The organism is Pseudomonas sp. LB3P31 (assembly GCF_054897945.1).
Genome location: NZ_CM142710.1, coordinates 5348369 through 5364458 on the forward strand (window position 1 = coordinate 5348369; position 16090 = coordinate 5364458).

Here is a 16090-nt window from a genome sequence, read left to right on the forward strand (position 1 = left end):
TGTGTATTCAAGACATAACTATTTGGGAGCGACTGCAGAGCATGTTCCGTAATTCTTATATTCAGCAGAACTCTGATATCCAGGCCGCAGGCGGCCTGGTCCCGATGGTTGTCGAGCAATCCGCTCGTGGCGAGCGCGCCTATGACATCTACTCGCGTCTCCTCAAGGAACGCGTGATTTTCCTGGTCGGCCCGGTAGAAGACTACATGGCCAACCTGATCTGCGCGCAGCTGCTGTTCCTTGAAGCGGAAAACCCGGACAAGGACATCCATCTCTACATCAACTCCCCAGGCGGTTCTGTGACTGCAGGCATGTCGATCTACGACACCATGCAGTTCATCAAGCCGAACGTGTCGACTACCTGCATCGGACAAGCGTGCAGCATGGGCGCATTCCTGCTGACGGCCGGTGCTCAAGGCAAGCGTTTCTGCCTGCCGAACTCGCGCGTGATGATTCACCAGCCACTGGGCGGTTTCCAGGGCCAGGCATCGGACATCGAAATCCATGCCAAGGAAATCCTGTTCATTCGCGAGCGCCTCAACACGCTGATGGCCAAGCATAGCGGGCACACTCTTGAAGAAATCGAGCGCGATACCAACCGCGATAACTTCATGAGTGCGGAAGCCGCGCGTGCGTACGGGCTGATCGATGAAGTGATCGCCCAGCGCCCAGCTTAAATTAAGCGGCTCAAAATAAGGCTGGTCGGCCTGTTCGATCACTTGCGGACTTGAAAAAGCCCGCAATAGCCTTCATCTTGTGTTGCAAGCCTATCGGATTTGGATCGATCGAATGACTGACACCCGCAACGGCGAGGACAACGGCAAACTGCTTTATTGCTCCTTCTGTGGCAAAAGCCAGCATGAAGTGCGCAAATTGATTGCCGGTCCCTCGGTCTTTATTTGCGACGAGTGCGTCGACCTGTGCAACGACATCATCCGTGAGGAGGTGCAGGAAGCCCAGGCCGAAAGCAGCGCGCATAAATTGCCATCGCCTAAAGAAATCAGCGGCATCCTTGATCAGTATGTGATTGGTCAAGAGCGTGCGAAGAAGGTTCTGGCCGTAGCGGTGTACAACCACTACAAGCGGCTGAACCAGCGCGACAAGAAGAATGACGACGTCGAACTCGGCAAGAGCAACATCTTGCTGATCGGCCCGACAGGCTCGGGTAAGACCCTGCTTGCCGAAACACTTGCCCGTTTGCTGAACGTTCCATTCACCATCGCCGACGCCACCACCCTCACCGAGGCGGGTTACGTAGGTGAAGATGTCGAGAACATCATTCAGAAGTTGTTGCAGAAGTGCGATTACGACGTGGAAAAGGCCCAGATGGGCATTGTCTACATCGATGAGATCGACAAGATCTCGCGCAAGTCCGACAACCCGTCGATCACCCGGGACGTTTCCGGTGAAGGCGTGCAGCAGGCACTGCTCAAGTTGATCGAAGGCACGGTCGCTTCCGTTCCACCTCAAGGTGGTCGCAAGCATCCGCAGCAGGAATTCCTGCAGGTCGACACCCGTAACATCCTGTTCATCTGTGGCGGTGCGTTCTCCGGTCTGGAAAAAGTCATCCAGAACCGTTCCACCAAAGGTGGCATCGGCTTCAACGCCGAAGTGCGCAGCAAGGAAGAAGGCAAGAAGGTGGGCGAGTCCCTGCGTGAAGTCGAACCTGACGATTTGGTCAAGTTCGGTCTGATCCCTGAATTCGTCGGTCGTCTGCCGGTACTTGCCACGCTGGACGAGCTTGATGAGGCTGCGCTGATGCAGATTCTCACCGAGCCGAAAAATGCTCTGACCAAACAGTATGCCAAGCTGTTCGAGATGGAAGGTGTTGACCTGGAATTCCGGGCTGACGCGCTGAAATCGGTCGCCAAACGTGCCCTGGAACGCAAGACCGGTGCCCGTGGACTGCGCTCGATTCTCGAAGGTGTACTGCTCGACACCATGTATGAAATCCCCTCGCAGTCAGAGGTGAGCAAAGTGGTGATCGATGAAAGCGTGATAGAAGGCAAGTCCAAGCCACTGTATATCTACGAAAACAGTGAGCCGGCTGCCAAGGCCGCGCCAGACGCTTAAGCGTCACGCAGCTGGAATAAAGAAGGGGCCTTCGGGCCCCTTTGCTTTTGTGGGAGCTGGCTTGCCTGCGAAAGCGATCTGACGGACGACTCTGCTCTGAAGCCGTCCAAGCCTGTGTTCTCCAAGAGTTCTTTTTATCCGCTTGTTTTTTTCCAAAGCAGCCCCCATCTTGGTTTCAAGCTTACTTCCATCTGTTTACGGCCTTATGGCCGCCGTAGAGGCGAAATCATGAAGACCACCATCGAATTGCCTCTCCTGCCATTGCGTGATGTTGTGGTTTATCCGCACATGGTTATCCCGCTGTTCGTGGGGCGCGAGAAATCCATCGAAGCCCTCGAGGCAGCGATGACGGGCGACAAGCAGATCCTTCTGCTGGCCCAGAGAAACCCTGCTGACGACGATCCCGGTGAAGATGCACTTTATCGCGTAGGTACTATCGCGACCGTCCTGCAGCTGCTGAAGCTGCCTGATGGCACGGTCAAGGTTCTGGTCGAAGGCGAGCAGCGCGGTGCTGTCGAACGCTTCAGCGAAGTGGACGGCCACTGCCGTGCAGAAGTTTCCCTGATCGACGAAGTCGACGCCCCGGAGCGCGAATCGGAAGTTTTCGTTCGCAGCCTGCTGGCCCAGTTCGAACAATATGTGCAGTTGGGCAAGAAAGTCCCGGCTGAGGTCCTGTCGTCGCTCAACAGCATCGACGAACCAGGCCGCCTGGTCGACACCATGGCCGCACACATGGCCCTGAAGATCGAGCAGAAGCAGGAAATTCTCGAGATCATCGATCTGTCGGCCCGGGTCGAGCACGTGCTCGCCCTGCTGGATGCCGAGATCGACCTGCTGCAGGTCGAGAAACGCATTCGTGGTCGCGTCAAGAAACAAATGGAGCGCAGTCAGCGCGAGTACTACCTGAATGAGCAGATGAAGGCCATTCAGAAGGAACTCGGCGACAGCGACGAAGGCCACAACGAAATCGAAGAGCTGAAAAAGCGTATCGATGCCGCCGGCCTGCCCAAAGATGCGCTGGCCAAGGCCCAGGGCGAACTGAACAAGCTCAAGCAGATGTCGCCGATGTCTGCCGAAGCCACCGTCGTGCGCTCGTACATCGACTGGCTGGTGCAAGTGCCGTGGAAGGCCCAGAGCAAAGTACGCCTGGACCTGGCTCGCGCCGAAGACATTCTTGATGCCGACCACTATGGTCTGGAAGAAGTCAAAGAGCGGATCCTCGAATACCTCGCCGTGCAGAAGCGCGTGAAGAAAATTCGCGGTCCGGTGTTGTGCCTGGTTGGACCTCCTGGGGTGGGTAAAACTTCCCTGGCAGAGTCGATTGCCCATGCGACCAACCGTAAATTCGTGCGCATGGCCCTCGGTGGTGTGCGTGATGAAGCGGAAATCCGTGGTCATCGCCGTACTTACATCGGTTCGATGCCAGGAAGATTGATTCAAAAGATGACAAAGGTTGGCGTTCGCAACCCGCTGTTCCTGCTCGATGAAATCGACAAGATGGGCAGCGACATGCGTGGCGACCCGGCGTCGGCGTTGCTGGAAGTGCTCGACCCCGAGCAGAACCACAACTTCAACGATCACTATCTGGAAGTCGACTACGACCTGTCCGATGTGATGTTCCTTTGCACCTCCAACTCGATGAACATTCCGCCGGCGCTGCTGGACCGGATGGAAGTGATCCGTCTGCCGGGCTACACCGAAGACGAGAAGATCAACATCGCCGTCAAGTACCTCTCGCCTAAGCAGATAACTGCCAACGGCCTGAAGAAAGGCGAGCTGGAATTCGACGCCGAAGCGATCCGCGACATCATCCGCTACTACACCCGCGAAGCCGGTGTACGGGGGCTTGAGCGCCAGATTGCCAAGGTTTGCCGCAAGACTGTCAAAGAGCATGCGCTGGAAAAACGCTTCTCGGTGAAGGTGACTGCCGACATGCTGGAACACTTCCTGGGCGTGCGGAAATTCCGCTACGGCCTGGCCGAATCCCAGGATCAGATCGGTCAGGTGACCGGGCTGGCGTGGACCCAGGTGGGTGGTGAGTTGCTGACCATCGAGGCGGCGGTGGTTCCCGGCAAGGGCCAGTTGATCAAGACGGGTTCCCTGGGTGACGTGATGGTCGAGTCGATCACTGCGGCATTGACGGTCGTGCGCAGCCGGGCGAAGAGCCTGGGGATTCCCCTGGACTTCCACGAGAAGCGCGACACGCACATCCACATGCCGGAAGGGGCGACCCCGAAGGACGGCCCTAGCGCTGGTGTAGGCATGTGCACGGCCCTGGTGTCGGCACTGACCGGCATTCCGGTACGTGCGGATGTCGCCATGACCGGTGAAATTACCCTGCGTGGCCAGGTGCTGGCGATTGGCGGTCTGAAGGAAAAACTGCTCGCGGCACACCGCGGCGGAATCAAGACCGTGATCATTCCTGAAGAGAACGTACGCGACCTGAAGGAAATTCCTGACAATATTAAAGCGGATCTGCAGATCAAACCGGTTAAATGGATTGACGAAGTCCTGCAAATTGCGCTGCAATACGCGCCGGAGCCCTTGCCGGATGTGGCTCCGGAGATTGTCGCGAAGGACGAAAAACGCGAGTCTGACTCTAAGGAAAGAATTAGCACGCATTAATACGCATTTGCCTGGGGGGCTTCCTTGACAGCTTTTTAGAGCCCTTGTTATAAAGCGGCTCTTATAGTGTCTGTAGGCCATTCAGCACTCGTTTTTGCTTTCACCAAAAAACTTAGAATCATACTCAAATAGATATAAGGGGACTTAGAGTGAACAAGTCGGAACTGATTGATGCTATCGCTGCATCCGCTGATATCCCGAAAGCTGCTGCTGGCCGTGCGCTGGACGCTGTAATCGAATCCGTCACTGGCGCTCTCAAGGCCGGCGACTCCGTTGTTCTGGTTGGTTTCGGGACCTTCTCCGTCACTGATCGTCCAGCTCGCATCGGTCGTAACCCACAGACCGGTAAGACGCTGGAAATCGCAGCCGCCAAAAAACCAGGTTTCAAAGCCGGTAAAGCGCTGAAAGAAGCTGTCAACTAAGTTCGATTCAGGTTTTTGCCTATCCGGGTCGGGGTCATGCCTGACCTGGCAGCGGAGCGGTAGTCCAGTCGGCGAGTTGCCGGTCCGAGACGCCGAGGGTCGCACGTTCGATCCCCTCGGTCCGCTCCGCCAGTTACGAGAAGGCGCATCCTCGGATGCGCCTTTCTTCTATCCGGATTCTACCCACGCTCCACGGTTGCCTAATTTTGAAGTTCAACCGTTTCTGGGGGACGCATGCTGCAGAATATCAGGGACAATTCACAAGGCTGGATTGCCAAAACCATCATCGGGATCATCGTTGTTCTGATGGCGTTTACCGGTGTCGAGGCCATTTTCCAGGCTACGAGTAACAGCCAGGACGCGGCCAAGGTCAACGGTGAAGAAATCACTCAGAACGAGCTCAGCCAGGCGGTCGACATGCAACGCCGTCAGCTGATGCAACAGCTGGGCAAGGATTTCGACGCTTCGCTGCTCGACGAGAAAATGCTCCGCGAATCGGCCCTCAAGGGCCTGATCGACCGCAAGCTGCTGCTGCAAGGCGCGCAGGACTCGAAGTTCGCATTTTCCGAAGCTGCTCTGGATCAGGTGATCCTGCAGACGCCTGAATTCCAGGTGGATGGCAAGTTCAGCGCCGAGCGCTTTGACCAAGTGATCCGCCAACTGGGTTACAGCCGGATGCAATTCCGTCAGATGATGACTCAGGAAATGCTGATCGGCCAATTGCGTGCAGGCCTGGCGGGTAGCGGTTTTGTCACCGATGCCCAAGTGCTCGCATTTGCTCGCCTGGAAAAACAGACCCGCGATTTCGCGATCTTGAATGTCAAGGCCGATCCGGCGGCTGTGAAGCTGACTGACGAAGAGGTCAAGGCTTACTACGACGAGCACGCCAAGGAATTCATGACGCCGGATCAGGTGGTCATCGATTACATCGAATTGAAGAAGTCCTCTTTCTTCGATCAGGTCAGCGTCAAGGACGAGGACCTGCAGGCGGCGTATCAGAAAGAAATCGCCAACCTGTCCGAGCAACGTCGGGCTGCGCACATTCTGATCGAAGTGAATGACAAGGTCACCGAGGCGCAAGCCAAGGCGAAGATCGAGGAAGTCCAGGCGCGTCTGGCCAAGGGCGAGAAGTTCGAGGCACTGGCCAAGGAGTTCTCCCAGGATCCAGGTTCGGCGAGCAATGGTGGTGACCTTGGCTATGCAGGCCCGGGTGTCTACGATCCGGCGTTCGAGACAGCTCTGTACGCACTGGCCAAGGATCAGGTTTCCGCACCGGTTCGCACCGACTACGGTTTCCACCTGATCAAGCTGTTGGGCGTGGAAGCACCTGAAGTGCCGACACTTGCCAGCCTGAAAGACAAGCTGACCCGTGAGCTGAAAACCCAGCAGGTTGAGCAGCGTTTCGTCGAGGCTACCAAGCAGCTCGAAGATTCGTCGTTCGAGGCTTCTGACCTGGCCCAGCCGGCGCAGGACCTTAAACTGACCGTGCACACCTCCAAGCCATTTGGCCGTGAAGGTGGCGAAGGCGTAACAGCCAACCGCGCTGTGCTCACTGCAGCGTTCAGCCCCGAAGTGCTGGATGAAGGTGCCAACAGCACCGCCATCGAGCTCGATGCCGAGACCGTCATCGTGCTGCGCGCCAAGGAACACCTGAAGCCTGCGCAGCTGCCGCTGGAAAGCGTCAATGCCAGCATTCGCTCGCAATTGGCCAAGGAGCACGCCAGTGCTGCCGCCAAGACCAAGGCTGACGAGCTGATCGCCAGCTTGCGCGAAGGCAAGGCGCCTGCGGACAAGGCTATCGACGGTCAGGGCTGGAAAGTCATCGAAGCCGCGACCCGCGTCCAGGAAGGGGTAGACCCGGCTGTGCTGCAGGCGTTGTTCCGCATGCCGAAGCCGGCGGCCAAGGACCAACCGACCTACAGCAGCGTGACCCTGGCTGATGGTAGCCTGGTGATCGTGCGCCTGAACGGCGTCAATGAAGCTGCGGCACCGACCGAAGAAGAGAAGGCTCAATACCGTCGCTTCCTCGCCTCGCGCCTTGGCCAGCAAGACTTTGCGGCGTATCGCAAGCAGCTGGAAAGCGCTGCAGACATCAAGCGTTTTTGATGGCTGAGCAGGCTTCATGCTAAAAAAAACCCCAGCCCAATGGCTGGGGTTTTTTTATGTGTGGGAGCCGGGCTTGCCCGCGATGACGGTGTGTCAGGCATGTATGTGCTGGCTGGATGACCGCTATCGCGAGCAGGCTCGGCTCCCACAGGAATCTGTGGTAGTGCCCAAGTATGTGATCATCACAATTTCTGTAGGAGTGAGCCTGCTCGCGATAGGGCCATTCCAGGCGACATCGATGTTAACTGCCAGACCGCAATCGCGAGCAGGCTCACTCCTACAATGGGCTCGCCGCCAAACCTGTGGGAGCCGGGCTTGCCCGCGATGACGTGGTGTCAGGCATTTATTTGCTGGCTGGATGACCGCAATCGCGAGCAAGCTCGGCCCCCACAGGGATCTGTGGTGGTGCCCAGGTCTGTGAGCATCACAATTTCTGTAGGAGTGAGCCTGCTCGCGATAGGGCCCTTCCAGGCGACATCGATGTTAACTGCCAGACCGCAATCGCGAGCAGGCTCACTCCTACAATGGGCTCGCCGCAAAACCTGTGGGAGCCGGGCTTGCCCGCGATGACGGTGTGTCAGGCATGTATGTGCTGGCTGGATGACCGCAATCGCGAGCAAGCTCGGCCCCCAACAGGGATCTGTGATGGTGCCCAGGTCTGTGAGCATCACAATTTCTGTAGGAGTGAGCCTGCTCGCGATGGGGCCACTCCAGGCAACACTGCGCGCCTGTAATTGTTACAAGACGCAATCGATGCGACGCTAAGCATCGATCTGTTGCACAATACGCCCCGAACCGTTTCCCTCAGGATGTTCAATGTTTAGATCATTTCCCATGCGTGTTGTCGGGCTGGCGTTGGTGCTGGGCGCTGCTGCCGGTTGTTCGTCGAAGAAACCCGCCATCTACGAGCATGAGAACTTCGATGACTCCGGAACGTTTTCCCGCAATTACCCGGTGACAGATGCGCAAAGCTGCGAAGCCGCTCGTCGGGCTCTGCTGAGCCAGGGCTATATCATTACCAGCAGCGATCCGAAACTGGTGAGTGGTCACAAGAGCTTCCAACAAACCGGCGAAACCCACATGGAGATCAGCTTCAGTGTGGTCTGTGCCGATGACGGCAGCGAAGGGCACCACGCGACCATGTTCGCTAACGCCTTGCAGGACCGTTATGCGTTGAAAAAGACCAACAACTCCGCCAGCCTGGGCGTCGGTGTGTTGGGCTCGGTGTCGATGCCGATCGGTTCGTCGGATGATTCGATGGTCAAAGTGGCCAGCGAAACCGTGTCGTCCGCCAAGTTCTACGAGCGCTTTTTTGCCCTGGTCGAGTTGTTCCTGCCACCGGAAGCGAAAAAAGCCGCGCATATCCAGGAAAAGCCGAAAACCGATCTGGGCATGCCTGAAACCAAAGCCGCCCCGGCTACATTGGCTCCGACCCCGACCCCGACCCCGACCCCGTCTCCTGCGCCTGCGGCCGAGCCTGCTCCAGCCCCGGTTGAGACCGCCCCGACAGCTTCCGAGCCAGTTGCGCCACCCGCCGAAGCCGCCCCGATCACTCCGGTTGAAGTGTCCGAACCTGCTCCGACAACTACAGAAACCGTCACGCCGCCGCCTCAATCGGACCTGCCGCCGCCCAGTGAACCGATCCCGGCCATGCCCCAGTAACATCCGGTAAACTTGATCCGCGTCACCCAGGCCGCAGTTCTGCGGCCTGTCTTGAAAAAATCCTGTGATAAATTCCTTGGTGCCTGCTACGTTTTATTCAGTAGCCGCTGAGCGGCGTACCTGCGTCATTTTTCTTTCACGTGGGCACTTTATGCTCAAGGCGCTGGTCATCTATTCAGGCAATTTTTTAACGAGCAGTGAGGGATTCAACAATGGACGAGTATCAAGAAGAACTGCTCGAGTACCAGGCATTTGAACTGGACCCGCTGGAGCCTGCAGAAGACGCTACCGAGCTATAAGCCTCAGGCTGATTGGCGATGGCTTCGGCGAAACTCACCCGGGGTCTGGCCGCTCCAGCGCTTGAATGCCCGTTGAAAGGCTTCGGCTGAAGCAAAGCCCAGTAGATAGGCGATTTCCCCGAACGCCAGTTCGGTGTCACGAATGTAGGTCATGGCCAAATCGCGACGAGTGTCGTTGAGGATTGCGCGAAATTGCGTGCCTTCCTCGGCTAGCTTGCGGCGCAGGGTCCAGGTCGGCAGTTTCAGGCGTGCCGCCACTTCTTCCAGGTCGGGTTCCCGGCCACCATTCAACAACGGCCCCAGCAGCTGAGTGATGCGTTCACGCAGGCTGCGAGTGCGGGTCAATTGTTCCAGTTCCCGCTCACACAGCTGCAGCAGGTGCCGCCAGGTACTGGGGCAGTGTTCCGGATTGCGCTGGCCGAGGCTGGCGAGACTCAGGCGCAGCTGATTGTGCTCGCTACCAAACTGGATCGGGCAGTCACCCAGCAGTGCATAGGCCTCGGCGTAATCCGGCGTATCGAACTCGACTTCGATGCGTTCGGCACGCAATGGGGCAGGACCCAGGCTGGATAACTGGTGCAACCAGCCGCTGATGATCGAATCCACCACAAAGCGGTTGTAGCTGTTGTAGGGGCTGATGGAGTAGAACCGCAACCATGCGCCGTGGGCATCTTCGTGAAAGCTCGACTGCCCGCGGTAGTTGGAGCCGTACAGGGCTTCGAAGCGAATCAGGCACCGGGCCGCCTCACGCACCGTCGGCGCCTGGGCGGCCGTGATACCTGCCAGGCCGGCCTGGCTCAGACGGCTAAGCTCGCCCATGCGCAGGCCCAGTGCGGGATTTCCCGTCAGCTGAATGGCACTATGGCCAAGGCGCATGTAGCGCGGGATCGACAGCCGGGCACCGGCCTCGCTCAACCGTGCCGCGTCCAGGCCGTATTGGTCGAGCAACGGTTGCGGGTCCAGGTCATGACTGCGCACCGCATCGGCCAGGCTGTGGACAAAACCCACCGAGAGGTCACCAAGGCGCATCGGCAGCGGTTTCATGGCCTACAACCAGAGGTTCAGCAGGCGCGCGCCCCGGGCGTCGCCGTCCGCGTAATGCTGTCCGTTGCTGCTGAGGAAGCTATGGCCGGCGCTGCCCTTGTCCCAGAACTGGCCGCGCAGGAACACGCTCATGCCGGCGATGGCCTGACTGCTCGGAGGCTGTGCGGTGAGCGTCAAGCGCTGCCATGCCTGGCCTTCGCTGAGCTCACCGGCCTTGAGGCTGACCGAGCTTGGCGTCGCCAGCCCTTTGTAGCCGCGCCATGGCTTGTCCCACGCACCGCTGCCGATCACATAGGCCGGCACCGCAACCAGCTGCGCGCCCTGTTCGTTAAGCTTGCGGTAGTTGTCCGGGTACCAGCTGTCGCTGCCGATCAACACGCCCAGGCGTCCGGCCGGCGTGTCGACGACATTCATGGCATGTTCGCCATTGGCGGCGATCACATCACTTTGATCAAACACCGGGTGGATCTGCCGTTGCGGCTGACCGATTGGCAATCCGTCGCGTCCAAACACCACGCTGCTGTTGAACAGCGCGCCGCTGCCGATTTTCAGCCTGCCGTCGATGATGCTCGGTTCAGGTAATACGATGGAGCCGGCCACCAGGGTCACATGAAATTCTTTGGCCAGGCCGCCGAACAGCGCCTGGTAATCCTTGGCCATACCCTTGGCCTTCATCCGCAGATGCGCGTCGTCCAGGCGATTGGCGCCTTTGGCGCTGATCCAAGCCTTGGCAAACTTCAAGGGGTTACTCGCGGCCAGCCAGTTCATCGCCTCGTTCAGGCTGGTGGCCTGGTACAGCTCGTCCTTTTCACCGCTCACCATCAGCCAGGTGCCGACATGTTCCGGCAACACCACGATGGTTTTATCGTTGAGCAGCCCTTGTTCCTGGGCCTTCTGCAGATAGGCCGCGAGTTTACGATGCAGGCGCGCCGGGCTTTGATAGTCGGTGGGAAAAAGCTCGGGCTGAATGCCCAGCAGGTTGCCGCGATCAGCGGGAGTGCCTTGGTCAACGGCAAGATCGATCCGCAGGTCGGAGAGATAATGCCCCACCGGACGGTCTGCGGCCCACATTGCGTAGGTCGTCAGGGCGGCAATCAACGCCATGGATAAGGTCAGGTACAGAAGTTTGCGCATGGGGAAAACAGTCAACAACCGCGAACAGGTTCATGATTCTGCAGCAATAAGCAGATCGGTTCTACCGTAAATACCGTCGTGAAAAATACTGATCTCAACAGTTTCGTCGTGAGGTCAGGTTTGTCTGGGCCTTTTTGTTATTTGAAATAATGCAGGTAGCAATATTCATGAGTGTCTCTGCAAGCTGCGGTTCGGTTATTTGCGGGGCATACCAATGTGACTGGCCAAATAAAATCAAAATGATTGCACTGCTGGCGGTGAAGGCGCCCGCAGCAGGCCCGCAGGCGCTGCGGTCATGATCAGCGATGATGGTGCTCAGCAAGGATGAGTATTTGTTTTGCAGCTGGGTGATCCGCAGCTGCTGTTCTTCATCAAGGTTTGCAAACTCGCGGGTAACAAGTGCCAGGCGGTATTTTTCATTCAGGTTAAAAGCGCTGAAGGCTTGGATAAACAGGTGCAAGCGTTTACCAGGACTTCGTGCTCCTTTCATTCGGCTCACAGTATCGGACAATAAATCGGATAACGCGGACTCCATCAATTCGAATAACAGGCACTGTTTGTTTTCGATGTGATGGTAAAGCGATCCGGCATGCAGCCCCACATGGCTGGCCAGATCGCGCAAACCTATTGCCTGGAAGCCACGCGTGGCGAAGAGTTCAAGTGCCGCGTCCAGCAGTCGGTCGCGGGCGCTATGTACGGGATTGGCTAACGTGGCTGGCATATGAATTCGTCACTGGAGAAATAACGGAGTGTGGAAATCACTCCACATGGCGATAGCCCATTGCGCGCGCGTGGTGCGCGGTACGCATCAGCAGGAACACCGAGCAGATCACCGGCAGGTTCACCAGCAACAGCGCATACCGAAGTGATTCCAGGCCAAACACCGGTTGTAACAGGTCGCTGAACAACCCGGTCAACAGCGGCCCGACACCAACCCCTAAAAGCGTGCTGATGATGGTTTGCAACGCCATGGCGGTACCCCGTCGATCTGCCGGTACCAACTGGGTGGCGAGGTTGTACGAGGGTGCGACCCACCACACGGCGAAAAAGGCATACAGGGCACACCAGAGCATGGCCACGGGAATAGGCACGTCGCCGAGGTGCATCAGCAGGGCATCGGACCACAGCAGATAAGGTGCCAGCGCGCAGAGGCCCAGCAGGTGGCCCAGTATCGGTATCGACACTTGCCAGTGTGGATGGCGACGACAGAGGCGATCGCTGAACCAGCCGCTGAACAGACCGCCTATTCCGGCACTGATACCGCAGACAACGCCCACCAGCAGTCCGGCGTATTGCAGCGACAATCCGTGAGAGCGCATCAGGAAACTGGTGTTCCACATGGCAATCGCGTAGGCGCTCAGCGTGGTCAGGCCACCGGCGAGAATCAGGCAGCGGTATGCAGGTAAGGCCCACAGCTTGCGGGCTTCGGCGCCCATGCCAAGCAGCACAGGTTGCATAGGGGGACGTGGGGCAAGGTCCCAACGGCCACGTTTGGGCTCGCGCACACAAAACCCCAGGATAGCGCTGAACGCCAGGCCCGGCAGGGCCAACGCAATGAATCCGCTGCGCCAGCCATAATGCTGAACCACCCAGGCACCAATGCTCAACCCGATGATCGAGGAAAACGTCGGTGCCGCGGTGAAGCAGCTGATGGCGAAAGAGCGCCGTTGTGGCGGGTACAGATCGGCAATCAACGACAGCGACGCTGATGTCGTCGGTGATTCGCTGACAGCCACCAGCATCCGTGCGACGGCCAGCGCCAGGAAACTGCCCGCCAGCCCGCATGCCATGGTCGCCACAGCCCAAAGCAGGCAAGACATTGCCAGCAGGCGCGTGCGCGGCATGCGATCGACCAGTCGGCCCGCTGGTAAACCGACGATCGCGTAGACCGACGCAAACGCCAGGCCCGAGATCAGCCCGATGGCGGTATCGCTGATGCCGAATTCGGATTTGATCGGCTCGACCATGACCGCGAGTATTTGCCTGCCGACGAAGTTGTCGGCAAACACCAGGGCCAAGAGGGCCAACAAGCCGTGGCTGCCCCAGCCGACTGTGGCTGGCGGCAGCACGCCTGCGCGAGCTGTCATCGCGGCGCCCACAAATCCGGCAAACCGGGATCGCTGACGACGATCGCCCGCTTGAGCAAGACTTTCAGGGCTTGCGCATCTGCCGCACCGAGCTTGGCCGAGAGGTCTTCTTCAACGGCCTTGGCCAGCGCCAGTTGATGCAGCGACACCTCGCGACCCTGAGCCGTGAGGACGAACCGCAGCGACTCAGCCGAACCTTCGAACGCCACCAGACGCTGGCGTTCGAGGAAACGCATGCTGGCCAGCGTCACTTCGCGACCGGTGTAGGTCACGAAGGTGTTGATCTCCTTGAGCGTCATGTTGTCGCGAATACACAGGATCGACAGGACAAAAAACGTTTGTTCGTCCAGTTGCTGACTGTTCAACAGTTGCCGCAACGCGTTGAGTGCCTGGTAGTGGGCGCGCCCCAACAGGTAGCCGAGCAAGTCCTCGGTGTAGCTGCATTCCGGTGGCGGCGGCGTGGTCGCCAGGCGCAGTTCGCTGCGTGGTTTGCGCGTGGCCAGGGCGTATTGACCGCTTTGGAACGCCAGCGGAGCGCGGTCGCTGTGATCGAAAGCGAGGACTTCGCCGACAAAGATCACATGGTCGCCACCCTCGTACTGGAACGCCGTACGGCACTGGAAACGCGCCGTGCAATCCTGCAGCAACGGTGCTTCGCTGACGCCATGGTCCAGTTCGATTTCGGCGAACTTGTTTTCACCCTGGGTGGCGAAGCGTCCCGACAGATTCTCCTGTTCGGTGGACAACACGTGCACATTCCAGTGCTTGCCGCTGCTGAAAACCGGCAGGCTACGCGCTTGTTTGGACAGGCTCCAGAGCACCAGTGGCGGGTTGAGTGACACCGAATTGAAGCTGTTCGCGGTGATGCCTACGGGCGAGCCGTCTTCGGTCTGGGTGGTGATGATCGTGACCCCGGTCGTGAACGTGCCGAGCGCGGCACGAAATGCCTGGGGGTCGAAGCTGGTGTTTTGCATTGCCATGACTGGCCTCATGGAGTGGGGATTTTCGTATGGCCAGTATTGAGCGAAGGCGGGCGCCGAACATCGTCTCAACGGACTAACACTAATGCACCAACCTCGTCCGATTGGACGAGGCGCGGCCGCAGTCCCCAACGCTAGGGTGACGCCAGGCGCATCGGGCGCTCACCGGCCATCGAGCCAACCTGCAAGGGGATAACAATGAGTTCAGATACGTCTTCTGTCCAAGTCCTTTCCAGCCTGCTGGCGCAACAGAAAGTCGCCTTTGCCAGGGCTGGCAGCGTCAGCGCCGAAACCCGGCGCCAGCGCCTGCAGCAAGTCATCGACCTGTTGGTCGACAATCATGCGGCTCTGACGACGGCTATCGATGAGGACTTTGGCGGACGGCCTGCCGGTTTTTCCTTGATGAATGATGTGCTGGGTTCCCTCGCTTCGCTCAAGTACGCCCGTGACCATCTGCAAGAGTGGATGCAGGACGAGCCCCGCGAAATGTTTTCTCCCTATGACCAGCTCGGCGCACGGGCCTGGGTGATGCATCAGCCCAAAGGCACCGTGGGCATCATGGGGACCTGGAACGCGCCGCTGTACACCTTGTTCAGCCCGCTGGCCTCGGCGCTTGCCGCCGGTAACCGGGCCATTCTCAAACCTTCGGAAGTGGTGCCGCGCACCGCTGAGCTGGTGGCGCAACTGTGTGCCCGGCACTTTGATCCGCTGGTGGTGGCGGTGGTCAATGGTGGGCAGGCGCTGGGCGAAGCGTTCAGCAGCCAGGCGTTCGACCACCTGGTATTCACCGGCGGCACGGCGATTGGCCGGCACATTATGGCCAACGCCGCGAAAAACCTGGTACCGGTCACTCTGGAACTGGGTGGCAAGTCACCGGTCATCGTTTCGCCCACTGCCGACCTGAATAAGGTTGCACTCAGCATCGCCGCAGGCAAGTCCACCAATGGTGGGCAAATCTGCATCAACCCGGACCTGGTGTACGTGCCCAAAGCCCAGCTTGAATCGTTGATCGAGGCCCTGCGCGGGGCTTACCGCGACCTAAACCCCACGGTGGCCGGCAATCCGGACGTGGTCGCGGTCGTCAATCAGCGCCATCTGGATCGGGTCGAGAGCCTGGTGCGGGACGCCGAGACACGCGGTGCACGCATCGAGTGCCTGCCAGAACCGTTGCCGGTGGATATACACGACCGTCGGCGCCCGTTGCGGGTGGTGGTTGATCCCGTCCCGGACAGCCTGATCATGCAAGAGGAAATCTTTGGCCCGGCCATGGTTGTGCTCGGCTATGACGACCTTGATCAGGTCATCGCTGAGATCAACGCACGACCACGTCCCCTGGCTTTGTACTACTTCGGTGAGGATGCACAGGAACAACGTCACGTGCTGGAAAACACCGTGTCCGGCGGGGTCACCATCAACGACGTGATGATGCACGCCGCCCTGCATGACGCGCCATTCGGAGGCGTCGGGGCCTCGGGCATGGGTCATTACCATGGCCGCGAAGGCTTTCTCGAATTCAGTCACATGCGCACGGTGTTCAAGGCGTCGGCCCATGACCCGCGCCGCGAGTGGGGGCTGTTGCCGCCATACGGCGAACACTACCTGGCAGCCATGCTGGCCGGTGTCACCCGCGACTGATGCCAGCGCGGGGGTTTGTGCAG

Annotated in this window: 12 protein-coding genes; 7 read left to right on the plus strand and 5 right to left on the minus strand. The window is 58.8% G+C overall.

Going from position 1 to position 16090, the window contains the following annotated elements:
* Window positions 1–41: 41 nt before the first annotated feature.
* The 6 genes from clpP (at window position 42) to ACYZTK_RS24365 (ending at window position 8888) form a co-directional block, all read left to right on the plus strand.
* Window positions 42–677 carry an ATP-dependent Clp endopeptidase proteolytic subunit ClpP gene (gene clpP, locus ACYZTK_RS24340; RefSeq protein WP_462012150.1) on the plus strand — a complete coding sequence of 212 codons (636 nt, stop codon included), beginning with the start codon at window positions 42–44 and terminating at the stop codon, window positions 675–677.
* A 112-nt stretch (window positions 678–789) separates the two neighbouring features.
* Entirely contained in the window at window positions 790–2073 is a 1284-nt protein-coding gene (gene clpX / locus ACYZTK_RS24345) for an ATP-dependent Clp protease ATP-binding subunit ClpX (RefSeq protein ID WP_007946893.1), read from the plus strand.
* Window positions 2074–2301: 228 nt separating this feature from the next.
* Entirely contained in the window at window positions 2302–4698 is a 2397-nt protein-coding gene (lon, locus tag ACYZTK_RS24350; RefSeq protein WP_462012151.1) for an endopeptidase La, read from the plus strand.
* Between the two features lie 149 nt (window positions 4699–4847).
* Window positions 4848–5120 (plus strand): HU family DNA-binding protein, encoded by a 273-nt coding sequence (locus tag ACYZTK_RS24355; RefSeq protein WP_002552737.1) that lies wholly within the window; start codon window positions 4848–4850, stop codon window positions 5118–5120.
* A 234-nt stretch (window positions 5121–5354) separates the two neighbouring features.
* Window positions 5355–7226, plus strand: coding sequence for a SurA N-terminal domain-containing protein (locus ACYZTK_RS24360; RefSeq protein ID WP_462012152.1), 1872 nt, complete (start codon window positions 5355–5357; stop codon window positions 7224–7226).
* A gap of 816 nt (window positions 7227–8042) precedes the next feature.
* Window positions 8043–8888, plus strand: coding sequence for a DUF2242 domain-containing protein (locus ACYZTK_RS24365; protein WP_462012153.1), 846 nt, complete (start codon window positions 8043–8045; stop codon window positions 8886–8888).
* Window positions 8889–9190: 302 nt separating this feature from the next.
* Here ACYZTK_RS24365 and ACYZTK_RS24370 read toward each other — a convergent pair whose 3' ends face one another.
* The 5 genes from ACYZTK_RS24370 to ACYZTK_RS24390 form a co-directional block, all read right to left on the minus strand.
* Window positions 9191–10231, minus strand: a complete 1041-nt coding sequence (locus tag ACYZTK_RS24370; protein WP_462012154.1) for an AraC family transcriptional regulator — start codon at window positions 10229–10231, stop codon at window positions 9191–9193.
* Window positions 10232–10234: 3 nt separating this feature from the next.
* The gene (locus ACYZTK_RS24375; protein ID WP_462012155.1) at window positions 10235–11365 is read right to left on the minus strand and encodes a carbon-nitrogen hydrolase family protein; all 1131 of its coding nucleotides are present in this window, start codon (window positions 11363–11365) and stop codon (window positions 10235–10237) included.
* A 94-nt stretch (window positions 11366–11459) separates the two neighbouring features.
* Window positions 11460–12086 (minus strand): TetR/AcrR family transcriptional regulator, encoded by a 627-nt coding sequence (locus ACYZTK_RS24380; protein WP_462012156.1) that lies wholly within the window; start codon window positions 12084–12086, stop codon window positions 11460–11462.
* Window positions 12087–12123: 37 nt separating this feature from the next.
* A complete protein-coding gene (locus ACYZTK_RS24385) occupies window positions 12124–13452 on the minus strand; it encodes a spinster family MFS transporter (RefSeq protein ID WP_462012157.1) in 1329 nt (442 codons plus the stop codon).
* Window positions 13449–14432, minus strand: coding sequence for a flavin reductase (locus tag ACYZTK_RS24390; RefSeq protein WP_462012158.1), 984 nt, complete (start codon window positions 14430–14432; stop codon window positions 13449–13451). Before ACYZTK_RS24390 ends, ACYZTK_RS24385 begins: the two co-directional genes overlap by 4 nt.
* 198 nt (window positions 14433–14630) lie before the next feature.
* On the opposite strand from ACYZTK_RS24390, the gene ACYZTK_RS24395 reads away from it, so the two are divergent.
* The gene (locus ACYZTK_RS24395; RefSeq protein ID WP_462012159.1) at window positions 14631–16067 is read left to right on the plus strand and encodes a coniferyl aldehyde dehydrogenase; all 1437 of its coding nucleotides are present in this window, start codon (window positions 14631–14633) and stop codon (window positions 16065–16067) included.
* Window positions 16068–16090 lie beyond the last annotated feature (23 nt).